Consider the following 17,102-nt stretch of genomic DNA (forward strand, 5'->3'; position numbering starts at 1 on the left):
AGCGCCTCACTAGCTGGAATTTGATTCCTTTAGTTTCTATACAGCGCAATCTAGTGGACCTCAGAAGAGAATAAGGTAAAACAATGAAGCAACGTCTGATTGTAAAAACCGCTTTAAGCGCCGCGATTTTAGCGACTCTTGCTGGATGTGCAACGCAACCCGCGCACGAATGGAATGAAGATACAACATATAAATTGACGGTATTGCACACCAATGATCACCACGGTCGTTTTTGGCAAAATAAGTACGGTGAATATGGTATGGCCGCACGTAAAACGCTGATTGATGAACTCCGCACTGAGATTCAAGCGGAAGGTGGTAGTGTATTACTTCTATCGGGTGGGGATATCAATACTGGTGTACCTGAGTCCGACTTGCAAGATGCGGAGCCTGACTTTAAAGGTATGAGTAAAATTGGTTATGACGCGATGGCGCTGGGTAATCATGAATTCGACAACCCACTAGAAGTGCTGTTCAAGCAGCAAGAGTGGGCAAACTTCCCGATGTTGTCAGCCAACATTTACGACAAAGAAACAGGCGAGCGCTTGTTCCAACCTTACGCGATGTTCAACAAGCAAGGCATCAAGATTGCCGTTATCGGTCTCACCACTGAGGACACCGCGAAACTGGGTAACCCAGAGTACATTGGTCAGGTAGACTTCCGCGATCCGAAAGAAGAAGCGAAAAAACTGATTGATGAGCTGAAAGAGACGGAAAAGCCAGACCTTATTTTTGCAGTAACGCACATGGGCCACTACGAAAACGGTAATCGCGGTGTGAATGCGCCGGGTGACGTTGCACTAGCGCGTTATTTGAATGAGGGTGATTTGGACATGATAGTGGGTGGTCACTCACAAGAGCCGGTTTGTATAGAAGGTCCAAACGTTATCAAGAAGAACTTCACACCAGGTGATGAGTGTAAACCAGATCAACAAAACGGTACTTACATCGTACAAGCGCACGAGTGGGGTAAGTTTGTTGGTCGTGCGGATTATGAGTTCCGTAACGGTGAACTATCCATGGTGAGCTATGATTTGATCCCGGTGAACCTGAAGAAGAAGATTAAGCTTGATGGTAAGTCTCAACGTGTATTTATCGAAGACGAAATTAAGCAAGATCAAGCATTATTAGAATTCTTGCGCCCATATCAAGAGCAAGGTCAAGACAAGCTTAACGTAAAGATTGCCGAATCTAATGGTAAATTGGAAGGTGATCGTAATGTGGTTCGTTTCCAACAAACTAACCTAGGTCGTCTCATTGCTACCGCACATATGGAACGAGCAAAAGCGGATTTCGCAGTCATGAATTCTGGTGGTGTTCGCAATTCGATAGAAGCGGGTGATATTACTTACAAAGACGTACTTATCGTTCAACCATTTGGTAATATGGTGTCCTACGTAGACATGTCGGGTAAGGAAGTATTGGACTACTTAAATGTCGTTGCGACAAAGCCGATTGATTCCGGTGCTTATGCTCAGTTTGCAGGCATTTCGATGACAGTGGAGAACGGTAAGGTTTCGGATGTCTTTATCGGTGAAAAACAACTTCGTTTAGATACTCAATACCGCTTTACTGTACCAAGCTACAATGCATCAGGCGGTGATGGTTACCCAAAAGTGGACACGCACTCAGGCTATGTAAACACGGGTTTTACGGATGCTGAAGTATTGAAAGAGTACCTTGAGTCACATAGCCCAATTGACGTAAATGCCTATGCACCGTCAGGTGAGATGATATACAAATAACCTGAGTGAGATGGCGTAAAAAGCGATTGACTCAAACTCACTGATATCATTAACTTAAAGCGCTGTTCCCAATCATGGGATCAGCGTTTTTTTGTTTTATAGGAGAATCTTGATGACTCCGGCCATTAATCTTGCGAAAAAGAAAAAAGTTCCACACATCATTCACCAGTACGAGCACGATCCTAGAGCGGATAGCTATGGATTAGAAGCGGCAGAAGTTCTGGGGCAAGACCCAAAGAAAGTATTTAAAACGCTGCTGTTCTGTTTGAACGGCGAACCGAAAAACCTTGCGGTTGCGATTATTCCTGTTGATCAAAAGCTGAATCTAAAACTGGCAGCGAAAGCCGCGAAGGGTAAGAAAGCGGATATGGCTGATCCAGAGATTGCACAAAAGGCCACAGGTTATGTTGTAGGTGGGATTAGCCCGTTGGGACAGAAGAAGGCATTGCCGACGTTTCTGCATGAGAGTGCGATGGCGCAAGACACTATTTGTGTCAGTGCGGGAAAGCGCGGCCTAGAAATAGAGTTGGCGCCAAAAGATTTACTGGGTCTAACGCGAGGTCAGTTTGCCCCTTTGTGTTTGTGAGTAGAGGACAAATAAGAAGGACGCTCATAAGCGTCCTTTTTTGATCTCGTCATCTAGTGAAGCGTTACTTCTTCAGACTCAATGTACCACCGGTATGTTTTGCTGGTTTGCTCGGCTTAGCGGTATTTGGGTTCATGTAATGCTGCTTAGGCTTTGATTGCGGTTTGTTTGATGAATGCGGCTTGTTCGCAGCATCTGGTTTATTCCGGTGCGATTTATCATACTCGCTTTGCGAATTACTGCGCTCACCTTGTGGCCTCACTTTGTAATGCTCTTTTGCTGGGCGTCCGTTTTCATCATTACGTTGACGACGTTGTTGGCCTTTGTTCGAGTTCGGTGCATGACGGAACTCATCAGCATTGTTACCACGGAAGGTACGCACTTTTTGGTTGCGTCGGGCGGTAGAAGCTTGGTTTTCTTCACGACTGTCAAATAGCTTAGCGTCGGTCGCTTTGCGAATGTTGCGGCCTTTCGCATCCAGTTTTGACGCTTCTTCTGTGCCGACAGAACCTTCGCACATGGCTAAGATTTCAGCCACTTCCGCATCACTGAGATAGCGCCATTTTCCGTTTGGGATGCCATCTAGAGAGATGTTCATAATACGGACGCGGCGTAGTTTAAATACTTCGTAACCTAGTGCTTCACACATACGACGGATTTGACGGTTTAAACCTTGAGTCAATACGATACGGAACGAGAACTTGGTCTCTTGGGTCACCTTGCAAGGTAGCGTAACCGTATCGAGAATATTGACGCCGCTCGACATCTGTTTGATGAACTCTTTGGTGATTGGCTTATCAACGCGTACAACGTACTCTTTCTCGTGGTTGTTGCCAGCTCGAAGGATCTTGTTCACGATGTCGCCATCGTTGGTTAAAAAGATCAAACCGTCAGATGGTTTATCCAAACGACCGATAGGGAAGATACGCTTTTTGTGACCGATGAAATCAACGATGTTGCCCGGGATATCACGCTCTGTCGTACAGGTAATGCCGGTTGGTTTATTCAACGCAATATAGACCGGTTTTTCTTTTGCTGCGACAGGGTTACCATCGACACAAACATCATCACCTGGGAGAACTTTCGTCCCCATTTCTGGCTGTTTGCCATTGATCGTGACACGACCTTGTTCGATTAGACGGTCTGCTTCGCGGCGCGAGCAAAACCCCGTTTCACTGATGAATTTATTTAAGCGTTTTGCGTTATCTTGTGACATGTTGCTCTCCTAACGTTTCACAACGGCGGTTAATAAAAGTTGCCTTCCCAATATTTTATAGGAAGGCGAGATAAGGTCGGGCATTCTAGCACCGAGCATCCGGTTAGCCTAAACGTTTTTGATGACGTTCACGCGTCTCCATTTTCTTTTCAGCACTCTTTCTCAGCAGTACGTACACTGCACCACTTCCTCCATGGAAGCGTTGTGCCGTATGGACGCATTGCACTTCACGTATTTGTTGCAGCCAACTACTGACAAAGCTCTTCATTAAGGCTGGCGGGTTAGAACGTTCGCCACGACCGTGCACGATCATCACGGTACGGATATCCATTTCAATGCATCGCTTGAGGAAAGTTACTATTTCGTCACGCGCTTCTTTTAGCGTCTTACGGTGTAAATCAAGGCGAGCTTGAATGGGGTACTTCCCAAGACGCAGCTTGCGGTACACGCCATCTTGTACACCATCACGTTTGAACTCGATGAAGTCGTCCGGCTTTAGCATTTCCGCGTGGTCGATAGATAAGTATTCGGGGTCGTCTTCTGTTAACCAGATCGCAGCCTCTTGTTTGGCAAGGTGTGCATCGGTCACCTGGTGGACTTTTTTATGTTCAGCTGTGTCGTGGGTAATTGGCTTAACGTCGCCCATCATCTGTTGGAACAGGTCAAAATCGTCGTCGTGAGACATAACGGCAATCTCATAAAGAACAGGATAAGTAGAGACAATTATATTAAGGAGGTGCTAAAAAAGATCAATAAAAAACCGGAGCAGGCAAATAACCAACTCCGGTGCGAAGCGTTTCTAGAGCTAAGCGAGATCTAGTGAGGAGATTTGTCGTTCATAATCTTGTACATGAAGAAACCGCCGTAAAACAACATCAGACCAATTGCCCCAAAGATTACAATCATTGATGATAGACCCACTGCATTACCAAATAGGAGATCAAGCCAAAAGTCCATATGTTTCCTCCAAGATATTTCCGACAAGGTTTAAACTAATGGCTGGTGTTTTTTGCACACTGATCTGGATCAATGATGTTGCACGAGTTAATAGGTTGTATTTTATTGTGAGTTATTAATCACAATTTACGTGCTAGTGCTCAGTAATTCAGCAATCAAATTAGAGCGTCATCTTTTTTTGAAAAAAGCGCTTGCGTCTCTTCGGATTATCCGTAATATACGCATCCGTTGACGGGGAAAAGTCCTTAGTTAAACATCTCGGTGAATAGCGCAGCTTGGTAGCGCATCTGGTTTGGGACCAGAGGGTCGGGGGTTCGAATCCCTCTTCACCGACCACTTTCAGAAAGCCTGCTCAATGAGCAGGCTTTCGTCGTTTGGCGCGAGCAAATTTTGACTTTGATAGTATCGAACCAAATGGGGTTCGCCTGAAGTTAGAATATGGCTCTTCACCGACCATTTTCAGAAAGCCTGCTCAATGAGCAGGCTTTCGTCGTTTTGGCGCGAGCAAATTTTGACTTTGATAGTATCGAACCAAATGGGGTTCGCCTGAAGTTAGAATATGGCTCTTCACCGACCACTTTTAGAAAGCCTGCCTTTAAATATCACATTTCGCATTTCTGGTGTTTGCTAATGGTTTGATCGCAAAACCGCGCTTTTCTAGTAATTCGATAAGACTGCCCTTACCAACTAAGTGTAAGCTGCCGACCACAACGGTGTAACGGCCTCCTTTCTTTGGTAATACGTTGCCAGAGTCTAATTTTTGTGCCCAATCTCGGTTACGAGAGTATAGAAAGGCTTCATTGAACTGTTCACTGGATTTTTCACTTAGCGATGCTTTTTCTAGCTGACTTCCGGCGCCACTTTTCCAGCTCTCGATTAAGCATTCGACAAGAGCTTCTCCACCATCATATTCTTCGATTGAAGAAAGCAGTAGCTCTTTGCCCCCCTCGGGTTGGCCTGTAATTAAATCGATTTGAAATTGCACCGATTCTAAAGAGAGGATGGGGACGTGTTTTTCTTCTGCCATATTAATTAAATGCATATCGACGCCATGACCTGCCACGTACCCCAATTTGTTAACGAGAGACAACTGAATCGTTAAGGCTGCTGCCCAAGGAGGTGCATTGAGTAATTGCGTTTGTTGCACACCAAGATCTTTGGCAATCTCAGCAAGATGTTGATGCTGCGTTTTATCCAAGACATCTTTGGCGAGAAACGCGGTTTTTGGGTAGGTCACGCCTTCAGTATTTCGAACATCGGTTTCGATGATTAATCCATCACTGTTTTTTAGGAATTGAGTAACGGCTTTAGGCAGCGGGTACATACTTGTATCCCCCACATGAATCGAACCAATAATCATGTATTCGGTATTGCCTTTCTTTGCCAACCAGTGCTGCGGTTCTGCTTGGGTAGAGTAAGAAGTAAAAAAGACAATGAGAGATGACATGACAGACAAGAGTCGAAACATATTTTGTTCCTCGAATTCGATATGCATCTTATCTATATCATGGTTCGACAAAAACGTCATTTTTAAAAATATTGACGTGTTTTGACGGTGATGAAATGAGAGCTAATTCACGAAAGTGTTTTAATTGAGTTTGTTGTTAATGGTAAGTCAAATGCTCTCTCGTGATCAAAATCCTATAAAATCATGCAAAACGCACCAGTTTTTGTGATTGAGATCGCAACAATCTCGTCAAAAAAAGTTGCTCGTTTTTGACAAGTTAAATAAGCAATTGAATTTCATGTATTTATATTTTTAATCTCAAGACCAAATTTGAGCTGGATCACTTCTTACTTTTATTTATTTTACGTATTAAAATAACTGCTTGTATGTTGAATACAACTGTTAAGCGCCTCGCATTTAGGTGCTCACCATTTTTGATAAATGTCGTTTTGAACCACTGACTTTTTGGGGAAAGTAAGATGTTGAAACATAGTCTGATTGCTGCTTCTGTAATCGCTACATTGGCAGGCTGCTCTTCACTGCAGAACTCTGAGCAACAAGTTGTAAACTCACTGGCTGACAACCTTAATATTCAATATGAAGTACTTACAAACCACGGCGCAAATGAAGGTCTTGCATGTCAAGACATGGGCGCTGAGTGGGCGTCTTGTAATAAGGTTAACATGACGTTAATTAACCAAGGTGAAGCGGTTGACTCTAAAGATTGGGCTATCTACTTCCACAGCATTCGTCTGATTTTGGATGTAGACAACGAGCAGTTCAAAATCTCTCGTGTAACGGGTGACCTACACAAATTAGAACCAACAGATAAGTTTGACGGTTTCGCGGCAGGTGAAGAAGTCGTTCTGCCGCTGATTGGCGAATACTGGACATTGTTTGAAACTGATTTCATGCCAGGTGCATTTGTAACTGCGCCAAACGCAGAGCCTAAGATGATTGCGTCTCTAAATACAGAAGACGTTGCTTCTTTCGTTACTGGCCTTGAAGGCAACAACCTAAAACGTACGCCTGATGACAACAACATCATGGCAAATGCTGTCTCTCGTTTCGAAAAGAATGAAGATCTAGCAAAACAAGATGTATCAACTACGTTACTACCAACGCCAATGCACGTGAAAGCGGGCCAAGGCACAGTAGACATCGCAGGTGGTATTGCGCTGCCGAAAGACGCATTTGATGCGGCTCAATACGCAGCAATTCAAGATCGCGCAGAAGTGGTAGGTGTGGATGTTCGTGGTGATGTTCCTGTTAGCATCACGCTAGTTCCTGCAAACTTCACCGGTGAATTAGCAAAATCGGGTGCTTATGATTTGAGCATCAATGGCGACGGCATTGTGATTGAAGCATTCGACCAAGCAGGTGCTTTCTACGCAGTACAATCTATCTTTGGCCTGATAGATAGCCAAAATGCTGATTCTCTACCACAACTGTCTATTCAAGATGCACCGCGCTTTGATTACCGTGGTGTGATGGTCGATGTGGCTCGTAACTTCCACTCTAAAGACGCAATCCTTGCAACGCTTGAGCAAATGGCGGCGTACAAGATGAACAAACTGCACCTTCACCTGACGGATGATGAAGGCTGGCGTTTGGAAATTCCGGGTCTGCCTGAGCTGACCGAAGTGGGTGCAAACCGTTGTTTCGATTTGGAAGAGAAAAGCTGTTTACTGCCTCAGCTTGGTTCAGGTGCAACGACAGATAACTTTGGCTCCGGTTACTTCAGCAAAGCAGACTATGTGGAAATCCTAAAGTACGCGAAAGCACGTAACATCGAAGTGATTCCAGAAATCGATATGCCAGCGCACGCTCGTGCAGCAGTGGTATCAATGGAAGCGCGTTACGATCGTCTAATGGAAGAAGGTAAAGAAGCAGAAGCGAACGAGTACCGCCTGATGGATCCTCAAGATACATCGAACGTAACGACGGTTCAGTTCTACAACAAGCAAAGCTTCATCAACCCATGTATGGAATCTTCAACTCGCTTTGTTGATAAAGTGATTTCAGAAGTAGCAGCAATGCACCAAGAAGCGGGCACGCCGCTAACAACATGGCACTTTGGTGGTGACGAAGCGAAGAACATCAAGCTAGGCGCTGGTTTCCAAGACGTTAACGCAGAAGATAAAGTAAGCTGGAAAGGCACCATTGACCTGTCTAAGCAAGACAAGCCATTCGCGCAGTCTCCACAATGTCAGACATTGATCGATAATGGCACTGTAAGTGATTATGGTCACTTACCAAGCTTCTTTGCGGAAGAAGTGTCTAAGATTGTGGCGGAAAAAGGTATCCCTGGTTTCCAAGCATGGCAAGATGGTCTGAAATACAGTGAAGGCGCAGAGGCGTTCGCGACAGAAAACAAACGTGTGAACTTCTGGGACGTACTTTACTGGGGTGGTACTTCATCAGTGTACGAGTGGTCTAAGAAAGGTTACGACGTGATCGTTTCTAACCCAGACTACGTGTACATGGACATGCCATACGAAGTGGATCCGAAAGAGCGTGGTTACTACTGGGCAACGCGTGCAACAGATACGCGTAAGATGTTCGGTTTTGCACCAGAGAACATGCCTCAAAACGCAGAAACATCGCTAGATCGTGACGGTAACGGCTTCACAGGTAAAGGTGAGATCGAAGCGAAGCCATTTTACGGTCTATCAGCACAGCTTTGGTCTGAGACTGTACGTAACGATGAACAATACGAGTACATGGTATTCCCTCGCGTACTAGCCGCTGCTGAGCGTGCGTGGCACCGTGCGGATTGGGAAAACGACTACAAAGTGGGTGTTGAGTATTCGCAAAACTCTAATTTAGTAGACAAAGCTGCGCTAAACCAAGACTACAACCGCTTTGCGAACGTTCTTGGTCAACGTGAACTGGCTAAGCTAGAAAAATCAGGCATCGACTACCGCCTACCAGTACCTGGCGCGAAAGTTGAAGATGGTAAACTAGCAATGAACGTTCAGTTCCCAGGCGTGAAGCTTCAATACTCTCTAGATGGCAAAAACTGGCTAACTTACGCAGACAGTGCGCGTCCAAATGTGAAAGGTGAAGTGTTTATCCGCTCTGTGTCGGCAACGGGTGAGAAAGCAAGCCGTGTGACTAGCGTGAAATAAATTCACTAAGTTTCACTTAAATCACTATTTATAGCCAAAGCCCTCAACTCATGTTGAGGGCTTTGTTTATTTTTCTATGGGAAATAAGTGTGAACAATGTCTGATTATTATTTACTGATATATAAAATCGTCATTTAGAACGAAAAGAAGAATGTGATCTCGATGCTTGTTTTTTTGCTTGAATTAAGAGTGTAGCTAACCTGACTTCACACTTTATCTTTTTACGAATTTTTATTTTTCATGGCAAGATATTGTATTTAATGGTTTTTTTAATTTTTACAATGCCAGTTTGAATTGGGTCACTGTTTTAAATGATTTATTTTCCAATGCGAATTAAATTGCGCAGTATTGCCTTAGCCAGGGAGGCTCATCCCAATAATGTTGGCGATGAAGGGCAAGTGATAGCCGCACATCTCATCGCATAACGTGAATAAATATAGGCAGTAATTATGAAAAACGTTTTAGCACTAAGTGCATTTTCTCTTGTTTTCGCTTCTAGCGCTTTCGCGGGTTCTTCTTACGTAACAGGTAACGTTCAGTTTCACTCAGACTTTCAACCTAACGTGACTTCAACACTTGAAGCGGGTCATACGTTTGATACTGGCACAACGTTGCTAACTGAGTTTGATGGTATCTCTCTTGGTAAGTACGACGATAATGCTCTTCAAGATACTCGTCTTGGTTACTCACCATACATCACTCTAGGTATCGAGCAGAGCTACTCTTTTAATGACAATCTATGGGTTGCTGCTGGTTACCATCACCTACTAAACAATGGCGAGACTGTACAATACCGTCCGCTTGTTAAAATCGGTTACTACTTTGATAACGGTATTGCTATCAGTAACCGTACTCGTTACCACGACGTAAAAGATGGCAACGATCAATTGCGCTTTGATAACCGTATCGGTTACGTAGTAAATGAAGAGTTAGCGCTAAGCTACAACAACGTTTACGTACGTACAGACAATGCTGACAACACGATGGATCATGAGCTTCGTGCTACATGGATACGCAATGGCGTTCAACCATATTTCGAATACCGTAACCAAGCTGATAATGCAAACAATGCGTTTGTGTTCGGTGCGTCTTATGGTTTCTAATAAGTCCTAGCTGTTCATGATTAATGAACACATTCAAAGCTTAGCAATATTCAGATGCTGTTAGCTTTGCGAGCGACCTTGATATTTTTGAGGTCGCTTTTTTTGTATCTAAGAGACTGAATTCATGCAGCAAGTGACGCTTTAAGATAGCAGAGGTTACTACTAAGTATTGAAGAGATGGGGGAAAATAAGCACTGGGAAAAATGGCCCGCAGAGGGGAATCGCGAGCCATATTCTAACTGATGAGGTTTAACGCATCGGTGTCTCAAGCAATTGAAGAGCTCGGTCAACGGCGTTATTGATCACTTCATGACTGTCTAGCTTTCCAGCCCCCGCAGGTCCAAGAGCACAAGCAAATAACGCTAACTGTTTGCCAAAAGGCAGGTTCAGTTGATCGTACAAATCTTGCCGTATCTTTGCGTGTTGTTCTGGTTCCTGGTTAGCAAGGCTAACAAGCGTGTCATAAATAAGTGCTTTCTTAAATTTTCCTTTTTATTGCACGGGGTACATATCCATTTATGGTGCTACGCACAATAAATCAGGAAAGTCAGTCACACAACGAAGCCTTGCAGTAAGAAACTTTCACAATAATCGTGATCGTACCATGGATCACTGGTCGTTCCCTTTGTGGTAGCGATATTCGTACACTTGACCTTTTTCGTTGTACGCGTAAACGGCGTAACTGTCTTTCTTGTCACCATATTCCATGCCGGGAGAGCCCATTGGCATACCTGGAACCGCAAGGCCTTTCGCATTTTTAGGTGGGTTTTCTAAGAAAGCTTTGATGTCCTCGGCTGGGATGTGTCCTTCAAAAACGTAGCCATCAATTTCTGCCGTATGGCAGGAGTATAACTGTTCGTTTTTAATGCCTAAGTCGCGTTTGATGGCGTTCATGTCATCATGCAGCTTCTCTTCAACAGTAAAACCGTTCTCTTCCATGTGTTTAGTCCACTCACCACAACAGCCACAATATGGCGATTTGTGGTTGATGACATCAGCGGCCAATACGTTAGCCGATGTGGCAGCAAGCATGGTAAAGGTCAATAATTTCAACTTCATAATATCCTCGAAAAGAAGGTTCGCTTACTTAATGGTAAACAGCCGTAGTCGATTTGCGTTACTCACGACTGTGATTGAAGACAGCGCCATTGCTGCGCCAGCAACAACAGGACTGAGCAAAAATCCAAACGCTGGGTAAAGCACGCCTGCGGCGATAGGAATACCCAACGAGTTATAAATAAAGGCACCGAACAAATTTTGTTTCATGTTTTTCAGTGTCGCGCGTGATAGCTCAATCGCATGTACTACGGCCAATGGCGACGTATTCAAAATGGTCATTTGTGAGCTTTCGATGGCGACATCACTGCCACTGCCCATAGCCACCCCAAGATTGGCAAGGGCCAAAGCTGGTGCGTCGTTGATACCATCGCCAATCATAGCAACAGTACAGCCTTGCGATTGAAGTAATTTAATATGCTGAGCTTTTTCGTCAGGCATGACTTGGGCAATGATTTCATCAATGCCGAGCTCTTTGCCGATAGCGTTGGCAACGTGTTGGTTGTCGCCCGTTAGCATGACGGTTTTTATGCCCTGCGATTTTAATGCAGACACGGCTTGTTTAGCATCAGATTTAATCGGATCAGCGATGGCAATTAAGCCAATCAGTTCATTGTTTAATGCTACGGCTACCGGCGTCCAAGCATTATTGGCGCAATCTTGAATCGCTTGTTCCATTAGGCTGGTATCAATCTGCTCGGCTTGCATAAATTGCAGTGAGCCTATCAGTAATGGTTGAGCTTGGTAGGTCGCAACAATACCGCGACCACGGATGTTCTCAAAGGCTTCTAACTCAAGATCTTCGGTACTGTGCTGTTTTGCATAATCACACACCGCTTTCGCTAATGGGTGCTCTGATTGACGCTCTGCTGCGTACGCCAATGCCAATAGTTCTTCTTGGCTGGTGGTTTGAGTAAACACTTGCTGCACACTCGGTTTGCCCTGTGTCAGTGTGCCGGTTTTATCGAATACAACCGTATTTACTTTGCTGGCGAGTTGCAGTGCGTCGGCGTCTTTAATCAGGATACCCAGCTCTGCGGCTTTACCTACACCAACTGTCACCGACAGAGGTGTTGCCAAGCCAAGGGCACAAGGGCAGGCGATAATCAGCACTGTGGTAGTGACCACGAGCATATAGCTAGCTTTTGGCTCCGGACCTACGGCAAACCAGACCAATGCTGCTAACACTGCAATGCCTATCACCACGGGAACAAATACCGCTGAAATCTGATCAGCCAGTTTAGCAATGGCAGGCTTACTGCTTTGCGCGGTACGTACCATACGAATGATGCGCGCTAGCATGGTGTTTGCGCCAATGCCCGTAGCTTCGATGATCAGTGCGCCATCAGTATTTAATGTTCCTGCAGAAATGTGCGCATTTTGCGTTTTTAATACTGGTACAGGCTCACCAGTGAGCATGGATTCATCGATGTAGGATTCACCTTGAATGACAACCCCATCAACCGGCACTTTTTCACCCGGCTTTATACGCAGTTTCATGCCTAGCGTGATTTGCTCAACCGCGAGCTGTTGATCGCCTTGTTCAGAAATGACGGTTGCTTGCTGAGGCTGAAGGTTAATCAGTGCTTGCAATGAGCGCGTGGTGTTGGCCTTGGCTTTGGCCTCGATATAGTGACCAAGCGAAATCAGACCGATGATCATTGCGCTCGCTTCAAAGTACACATGGCGCGAAGCAAGTGGGAACCACGCAGGGAATATTACCACGAGCATCGAATAGAACCATGCAGCACCAGTACCCAACGCGACTAAGGTATCCATCGTCGCGCGTTTGTGAGTCGCTGCTAACCAAGCATTGGTAAAGAAGTGCTTACCTGCGGTTGCCAATAGTAATAGACACAATACTCCTATCGCCCCCCAAGCGAGCTGATCATTCGCATTACGAATCATCATGTTGCCGCCAAATACACCCCATAGCATTAACGGTGCACCAACAACTAACCCAGCAATAGCATCAAGCTTGAAGCGTTTTTGTTGGGCTCGTTGTTGAGCCGCTTGCTTTTCTTGTTGGGTTGCTGCGTCTTGAAGGATTTCTGCTTGGTAACCTGCTTGTTTTACCAATTCAACAATCGCTTGTTGGAGTGCTTCAGAATCTTGAGTGGCGAACACCAATGCACTTTGCTCAGCAAAGTTTACTTGTGCTTTTTCAATGCCTTCTACGCTAGTGAGCGCTTTCTCTACTGAAGAAACGCAACTCGCACAGGTCATGCCTTGAATCAGGATTTGCAACTGAATACTCGCTGGTGGCGATTGAGCGTGTTCAATGTTGCTCTGCTTTTCTACTTGCTCAGTTGCCGGCGAGCTTTCCTCTTCGGCTTCAATTGGCTCAAGGCTGGCGGTGTAGCCAAGTGTTGCCACAAGCTCGATCACGTGCTGCTCAGAGAGTAGGGTTGTGATATCGAGTTGTGTCGTAGATACGTGAAAAGCAATGACGTCTTGATTCGACTCTAATAAAGAAGAGAGTTTCTTCACGCATCCGCCACAGCTTAACCCGCTAAGGTTGAACTGATATTGATGGCCTGCGTGATAACCCAGTGCCTCGATGGATGCAACAATAGAAGAAAGGGGAGATTCGGTTTTCAATTCCACCATTGTCGGGGACAAATTAATGATCTCAACACTGTGATTTGTGTGTAAAGCTTTCTCAACCTTCCTCGCACAGCTCATGCAGTTGAGCCCAGTCATAGGTATAACGAACTGATACATAATATGTCCTCGATAATCGTAATAGGCTGAGCATAAACCTTCCTGTTAGGGGAAGGTCAAGCATTACTTCTATTGGGCAGTGTCATTTGATTTATACGTATTCACCACGATCACATGACACTTTACTATTATAAGTAGCAGAGCAGAGCCGTTATGCCTGCAGCCCTGTTTGATTTATAACGCCAATCTCCACTGAATGATTGTAGAATTGACTTACGGTGGTAAAATGTCGCCACTTTTATCCTTGATATTACAACGAGAGCGTTCTTGTTGCTCATTACTCCTAAGGAACTCAAATGACGGTTAAAACTCGTTTTGCTCCTAGCCCAACTGGCTACCTTCACGTTGGCGGTGCACGTACAGCACTTTACTCTTGGCTACTTGCTAAACACAATGGCGGTGAATTTGTTCTACGTATTGAAGACACTGACCTTGAGCGTAACTCTCAAGAAGCAGTTGACGCGATCATGGAGGGTATGGAATGGCTTGGTCTTGAGTGGAACGAAGGTCCTTACTTCCAGACTCAACGTTTTGATCGTTACAACGAGATGGTTGATCAGCTACTTGCTGAAGACAAAGCTTACAAATGTTACGCATCAAAAGAGCTGCTAGACGAAGTTCGTGCAGAACAAGAGCTAAACAAAGAGATGCCACGTTACGACGCAGACCATCCAAAGATTAAAGCGGCAAACGATGCGGCAAAAGATGGCGATCCATGCGTAATCCGTTTCCGTAACCCGAAAGATGGCAGTGTGGTATTTGATGACCAAATCCGTGGTCGTATCGAAATCAGCAACACGCAAATGGATGATCTGATCATCCGTCGTACCGATGGTTCTCCAACGTACAACTTCTGTGTAGTGGTTGACGATTGGGATATGGGCATCACTCACGTTGTGCGCGGTGAAGACCACATTAATAATACGCCTCGTCAGATCAATATCTACAAAGCGCTAGGAGCGAAAGTACCAACATTCGCTCACTGTGCAATGATTCTTGGTGATGACGGTGCAAAACTGTCTAAACGTCACGGCGCGGTATCAGTAATGCAATACCGCGATATGGGTTACCTACCAACTGCACTAAACAACTACTTAGTGCGCCTAGGTTGGTCTCACGGTGATCAAGAAATCTTCTCTCAAGAAGAGATGATCAACCTGTTCAGCCTAAATGCAGTCTCTAAGTCAGCGTCGGCATTCAATACTGACAAGCTACTATGGTTGAATAACCACTACATTAAGAACTCAGATCCAGCGTACGTTGCAGAGCATCTACAATGGCACCTAGATCAGCAAAAACTGGATGTAACTAACGGCCCTGCTATCACTGAAGTGATCAAGCTTGTGGGTGAGCGTTGTAACACACTAGTAGAACTTGCCGAGCAAATCCGTTACTTCTACGAAGACTTCTCTGAGTTTGAAGCGGGTGCAGCGAAGAAACACTTACGTGGTGTCGCAAAAGAGCCTCTAGAAACAGCCCTTGCTAAAGTTGAGGCCATGACTGAATGGACAACTGAAAACTTACATCAAATGATCGCAGACGTATGTGCGGAGCTTGAAATTGGTATGGGTAAAATTGGTATGCCGCTACGCGTTGCGGTAACGGGTGGCGGTCAGTCTCCTTCCGTTGACGCAGTAATGGCGCTGATTGGCAAAGAGCGTTGTATTGCCCGTATTAAGATGGCGCTTGAATTTATTGCTGAGCGTGAAGCTAACGCATAGTTATTTTGAATAAGTTGTTATAAAAGCCGCGATATTTTTCGCGGTTTTTTTGTATCTAATGAACAAGGAAAGCGTATTTCTAGCTACAGGTTGGTTGAATTTTTCACAGGCATGGCATTATTTAGCGCCATTAAAGATAAGTTTCATTTATTAAAATATAGCAACCATGAATGTCATAATCGCAATTTAATTCATGCTATGTCTATGATTTATATCCATATCCATATCCATTAAAGTTCCCCAATTGTTGTCATCATTGATGAGAAATTAGTTTTCCTTACTTTTTCCATGTTAACTTTTCACGTAAACGTTGACGTAATTGGTTACACAGCAGCGTACAACCAACAAGTATCGAGAAACGTGCAGAGTCAGTTGCACATGCGCTAGTAGAAAAAGGTATTGATGCTTCACGCATCCACGCTCGTGGTGAAGGTGAAAATAACCCAATCGCTTCAAATGACATTCGTGAAGGTCGTGAGCAAAACCGCCGCGTTGAAATCGTTGTTCCTGAGTTTGATTACCAAGTTCAACAATAAGCGTCTGCCTGACGCTTAGAAGCCTAACTGTACAATGCCCCAAAGAATCTGCTCTTTGGGGCATTTTTGTATTGGGTCTTACGTCAGGAGCATACTGACTGTTATTTGAGGTCGATACTATTAAGTCGCCCCATGAAGGTTAGGATCTCTAAATTATCTTTATGCGCATCTAATAGGGCTTTTTTAGTCTGCATGTAAGCCGCCAGCTTGCCATATTTGTTTATCGAGCGAACCACGGTTTTATACTTATACTCACCTTCATCATTAAATTCACGCCACTTTGCGATGTAGCAAGTATCGCGGTTGTTTGGGTCTTCAAGGGTAGGATTGGGTTTGTGCACTATCTTGGGTTCGACACTGTGCGGTAGCCTTGTCATCAGATAAGGGTCTTTCAAAAGGCGACGCCAAAACTTGCCCCACATTTCAAGTCCTAATTCATTTCGCAACTTAATGGCTTTCTTTAACGCTTTTTCCTCACCAAGACGAACAAAGCCTACAGAGCGATGCAATACTGTATCGTCAGGGGTATGAATGTGGATCTTAAAGGCCGTTTTGCCTTTAGAAATAAATCGGTGTCCGGTGTTAGTTATTAAATTGCTTTTAGACATAGCGATAATTAATAATCTTATTAATAGGCAAAGGGTAAGCAAATCTTACCGATAATTAAAGTAATAAAATTCAAAATTGTAAATGTGCACAATCGAACTTGATTTTCGTGAGAAGGACCTATACCCAAGTAACCTCGCCCTGCGGGAACGTGCCACTGAGGCACTTTCTTTTTCAAAAAAATAGCTGCGACAAACAACTTGGAAAGAGCTAGCTATTACACTGCGTTGTTTTCCTTGAATTTGAATCAGTGACTACGCTCTGAATTCCGCAT

At 44.6% G+C, this 17,102-nt stretch carries 13 protein-coding genes, 1 tRNA gene and 1 pseudogene; 7 read left to right on the top strand and 8 right to left on the bottom strand.

Features of this window, described 5'->3' with window-relative positions:
* Positions 1-83 precede the first annotated feature (83 nt).
* Both ushA and ybaK read left to right on the top strand, forming a co-directional pair.
* Entirely contained in the window at positions 84-1,745 is a 1,662-nt protein-coding gene (ushA, locus tag AK965_RS08855) for a bifunctional UDP-sugar hydrolase/5'-nucleotidase UshA (protein WP_099079253.1), read from the top strand.
* 112 nt (positions 1,746-1,857) lie between these two features.
* Positions 1,858-2,331 carry a Cys-tRNA(Pro) deacylase gene (ybaK, locus tag AK965_RS08860; protein WP_099079254.1) on the top strand — a complete coding sequence of 158 codons (474 nt, stop codon included), beginning with the start codon at positions 1,858-1,860 and terminating at the stop codon, positions 2,329-2,331.
* Between the two features lie 64 nt (positions 2,332-2,395).
* Here ybaK and rluF read toward each other — a convergent pair whose 3' ends face one another.
* From rluF to AK965_RS08875, 3 genes are all read right to left on the bottom strand, one after another.
* Complete coding sequence (gene rluF, locus AK965_RS08865; protein ID WP_099079255.1) at positions 2,396-3,547, bottom strand: 23S rRNA pseudouridine(2604) synthase RluF; 1,152 nt, start codon at positions 3,545-3,547, stop codon at positions 2,396-2,398.
* A gap of 103 nt (positions 3,548-3,650) precedes the next feature.
* A complete protein-coding gene (gene smrA, locus AK965_RS08870; protein WP_099079256.1) occupies positions 3,651-4,232 on the bottom strand; it encodes a DNA endonuclease SmrA in 582 nt (193 codons plus the stop codon).
* Positions 4,233-4,363: 131 nt separating this feature from the next.
* The gene (locus AK965_RS08875; RefSeq protein ID WP_014231074.1) at positions 4,364-4,504 is read right to left on the bottom strand and encodes a DUF3149 domain-containing protein; all 141 of its coding nucleotides are present in this window, start codon (positions 4,502-4,504) and stop codon (positions 4,364-4,366) included.
* 259 nt (positions 4,505-4,763) lie between these two features.
* Here AK965_RS08875 and AK965_RS08880 point away from each other — a divergent pair.
* Positions 4,764-4,840, top strand: a tRNA-Pro gene (locus tag AK965_RS08880).
* A 259-nt stretch (positions 4,841-5,099) separates the two neighbouring features.
* Here the strand turns inward: AK965_RS08880 and AK965_RS08885 are convergent.
* Positions 5,100-5,972, bottom strand: a complete 873-nt coding sequence (locus AK965_RS08885) for a TraB/GumN family protein (protein WP_099079257.1) — start codon at positions 5,970-5,972, stop codon at positions 5,100-5,102.
* A 458-nt stretch (positions 5,973-6,430) separates the two neighbouring features.
* On the opposite strand from AK965_RS08885, the gene AK965_RS08890 reads away from it, so the two are divergent.
* Entirely contained in the window at positions 6,431-9,082 is a 2,652-nt protein-coding gene (locus AK965_RS08890; RefSeq protein ID WP_099079258.1) for a beta-N-acetylhexosaminidase, read from the top strand.
* Between the two features lie 449 nt (positions 9,083-9,531).
* Entirely contained in the window at positions 9,532-10,185 is a 654-nt protein-coding gene (locus tag AK965_RS08895; protein ID WP_099079259.1) for an oligogalacturonate-specific porin KdgM family protein, read from the top strand.
* Between the two features lie 249 nt (positions 10,186-10,434).
* Here the strand turns inward: AK965_RS08895 and AK965_RS08900 are convergent, their stop codons facing one another.
* The 3 genes from AK965_RS08900 to AK965_RS08910 form a co-directional block, all read right to left on the bottom strand.
* Positions 10,435-10,653, bottom strand: coding sequence for a PAS factor family protein (locus AK965_RS08900; RefSeq protein WP_099079260.1), 219 nt, complete (start codon positions 10,651-10,653; stop codon positions 10,435-10,437).
* A 141-nt stretch (positions 10,654-10,794) separates the two neighbouring features.
* Positions 10,795-11,244: a DUF411 domain-containing protein gene (locus AK965_RS08905; RefSeq protein WP_099079261.1), complete on the bottom strand. Its 450-nt coding sequence runs from the start codon at positions 11,242-11,244 to the stop codon at positions 10,795-10,797.
* Positions 11,245-11,268: 24 nt separating this feature from the next.
* Positions 11,269-13,965, bottom strand: coding sequence for a copper-translocating P-type ATPase (locus tag AK965_RS08910; RefSeq protein WP_099079262.1), 2,697 nt, complete (start codon positions 13,963-13,965; stop codon positions 11,269-11,271).
* A 296-nt stretch (positions 13,966-14,261) separates the two neighbouring features.
* On the opposite strand from AK965_RS08910, the gene gltX reads away from it, so the two are divergent.
* Complete coding sequence (gltX, locus tag AK965_RS08915) at positions 14,262-15,686, top strand: glutamate--tRNA ligase (RefSeq protein WP_099079263.1); 1,425 nt, start codon at positions 14,262-14,264, stop codon at positions 15,684-15,686.
* 306 nt (positions 15,687-15,992) lie between these two features.
* A pseudogene (locus AK965_RS08920) lies at positions 15,993-16,222 on the top strand (OmpA family protein); the annotation flags it as partial.
* Between the two features lie 101 nt (positions 16,223-16,323).
* Here AK965_RS08920 and AK965_RS08925 read toward each other — a convergent pair.
* A complete protein-coding gene (locus AK965_RS08925; protein WP_099079264.1) occupies positions 16,324-16,830 on the bottom strand; it encodes a Fe3+-citrate ABC transporter substrate-binding protein in 507 nt (168 codons plus the stop codon).
* Positions 16,831-17,102: the final 272 nt, after the last annotated feature.

The organism is Vibrio sp. PID17_43, assembly GCF_002608565.1.
Classification (GTDB): Bacteria; Pseudomonadota; Gammaproteobacteria; order Enterobacterales; family Vibrionaceae; genus Vibrio.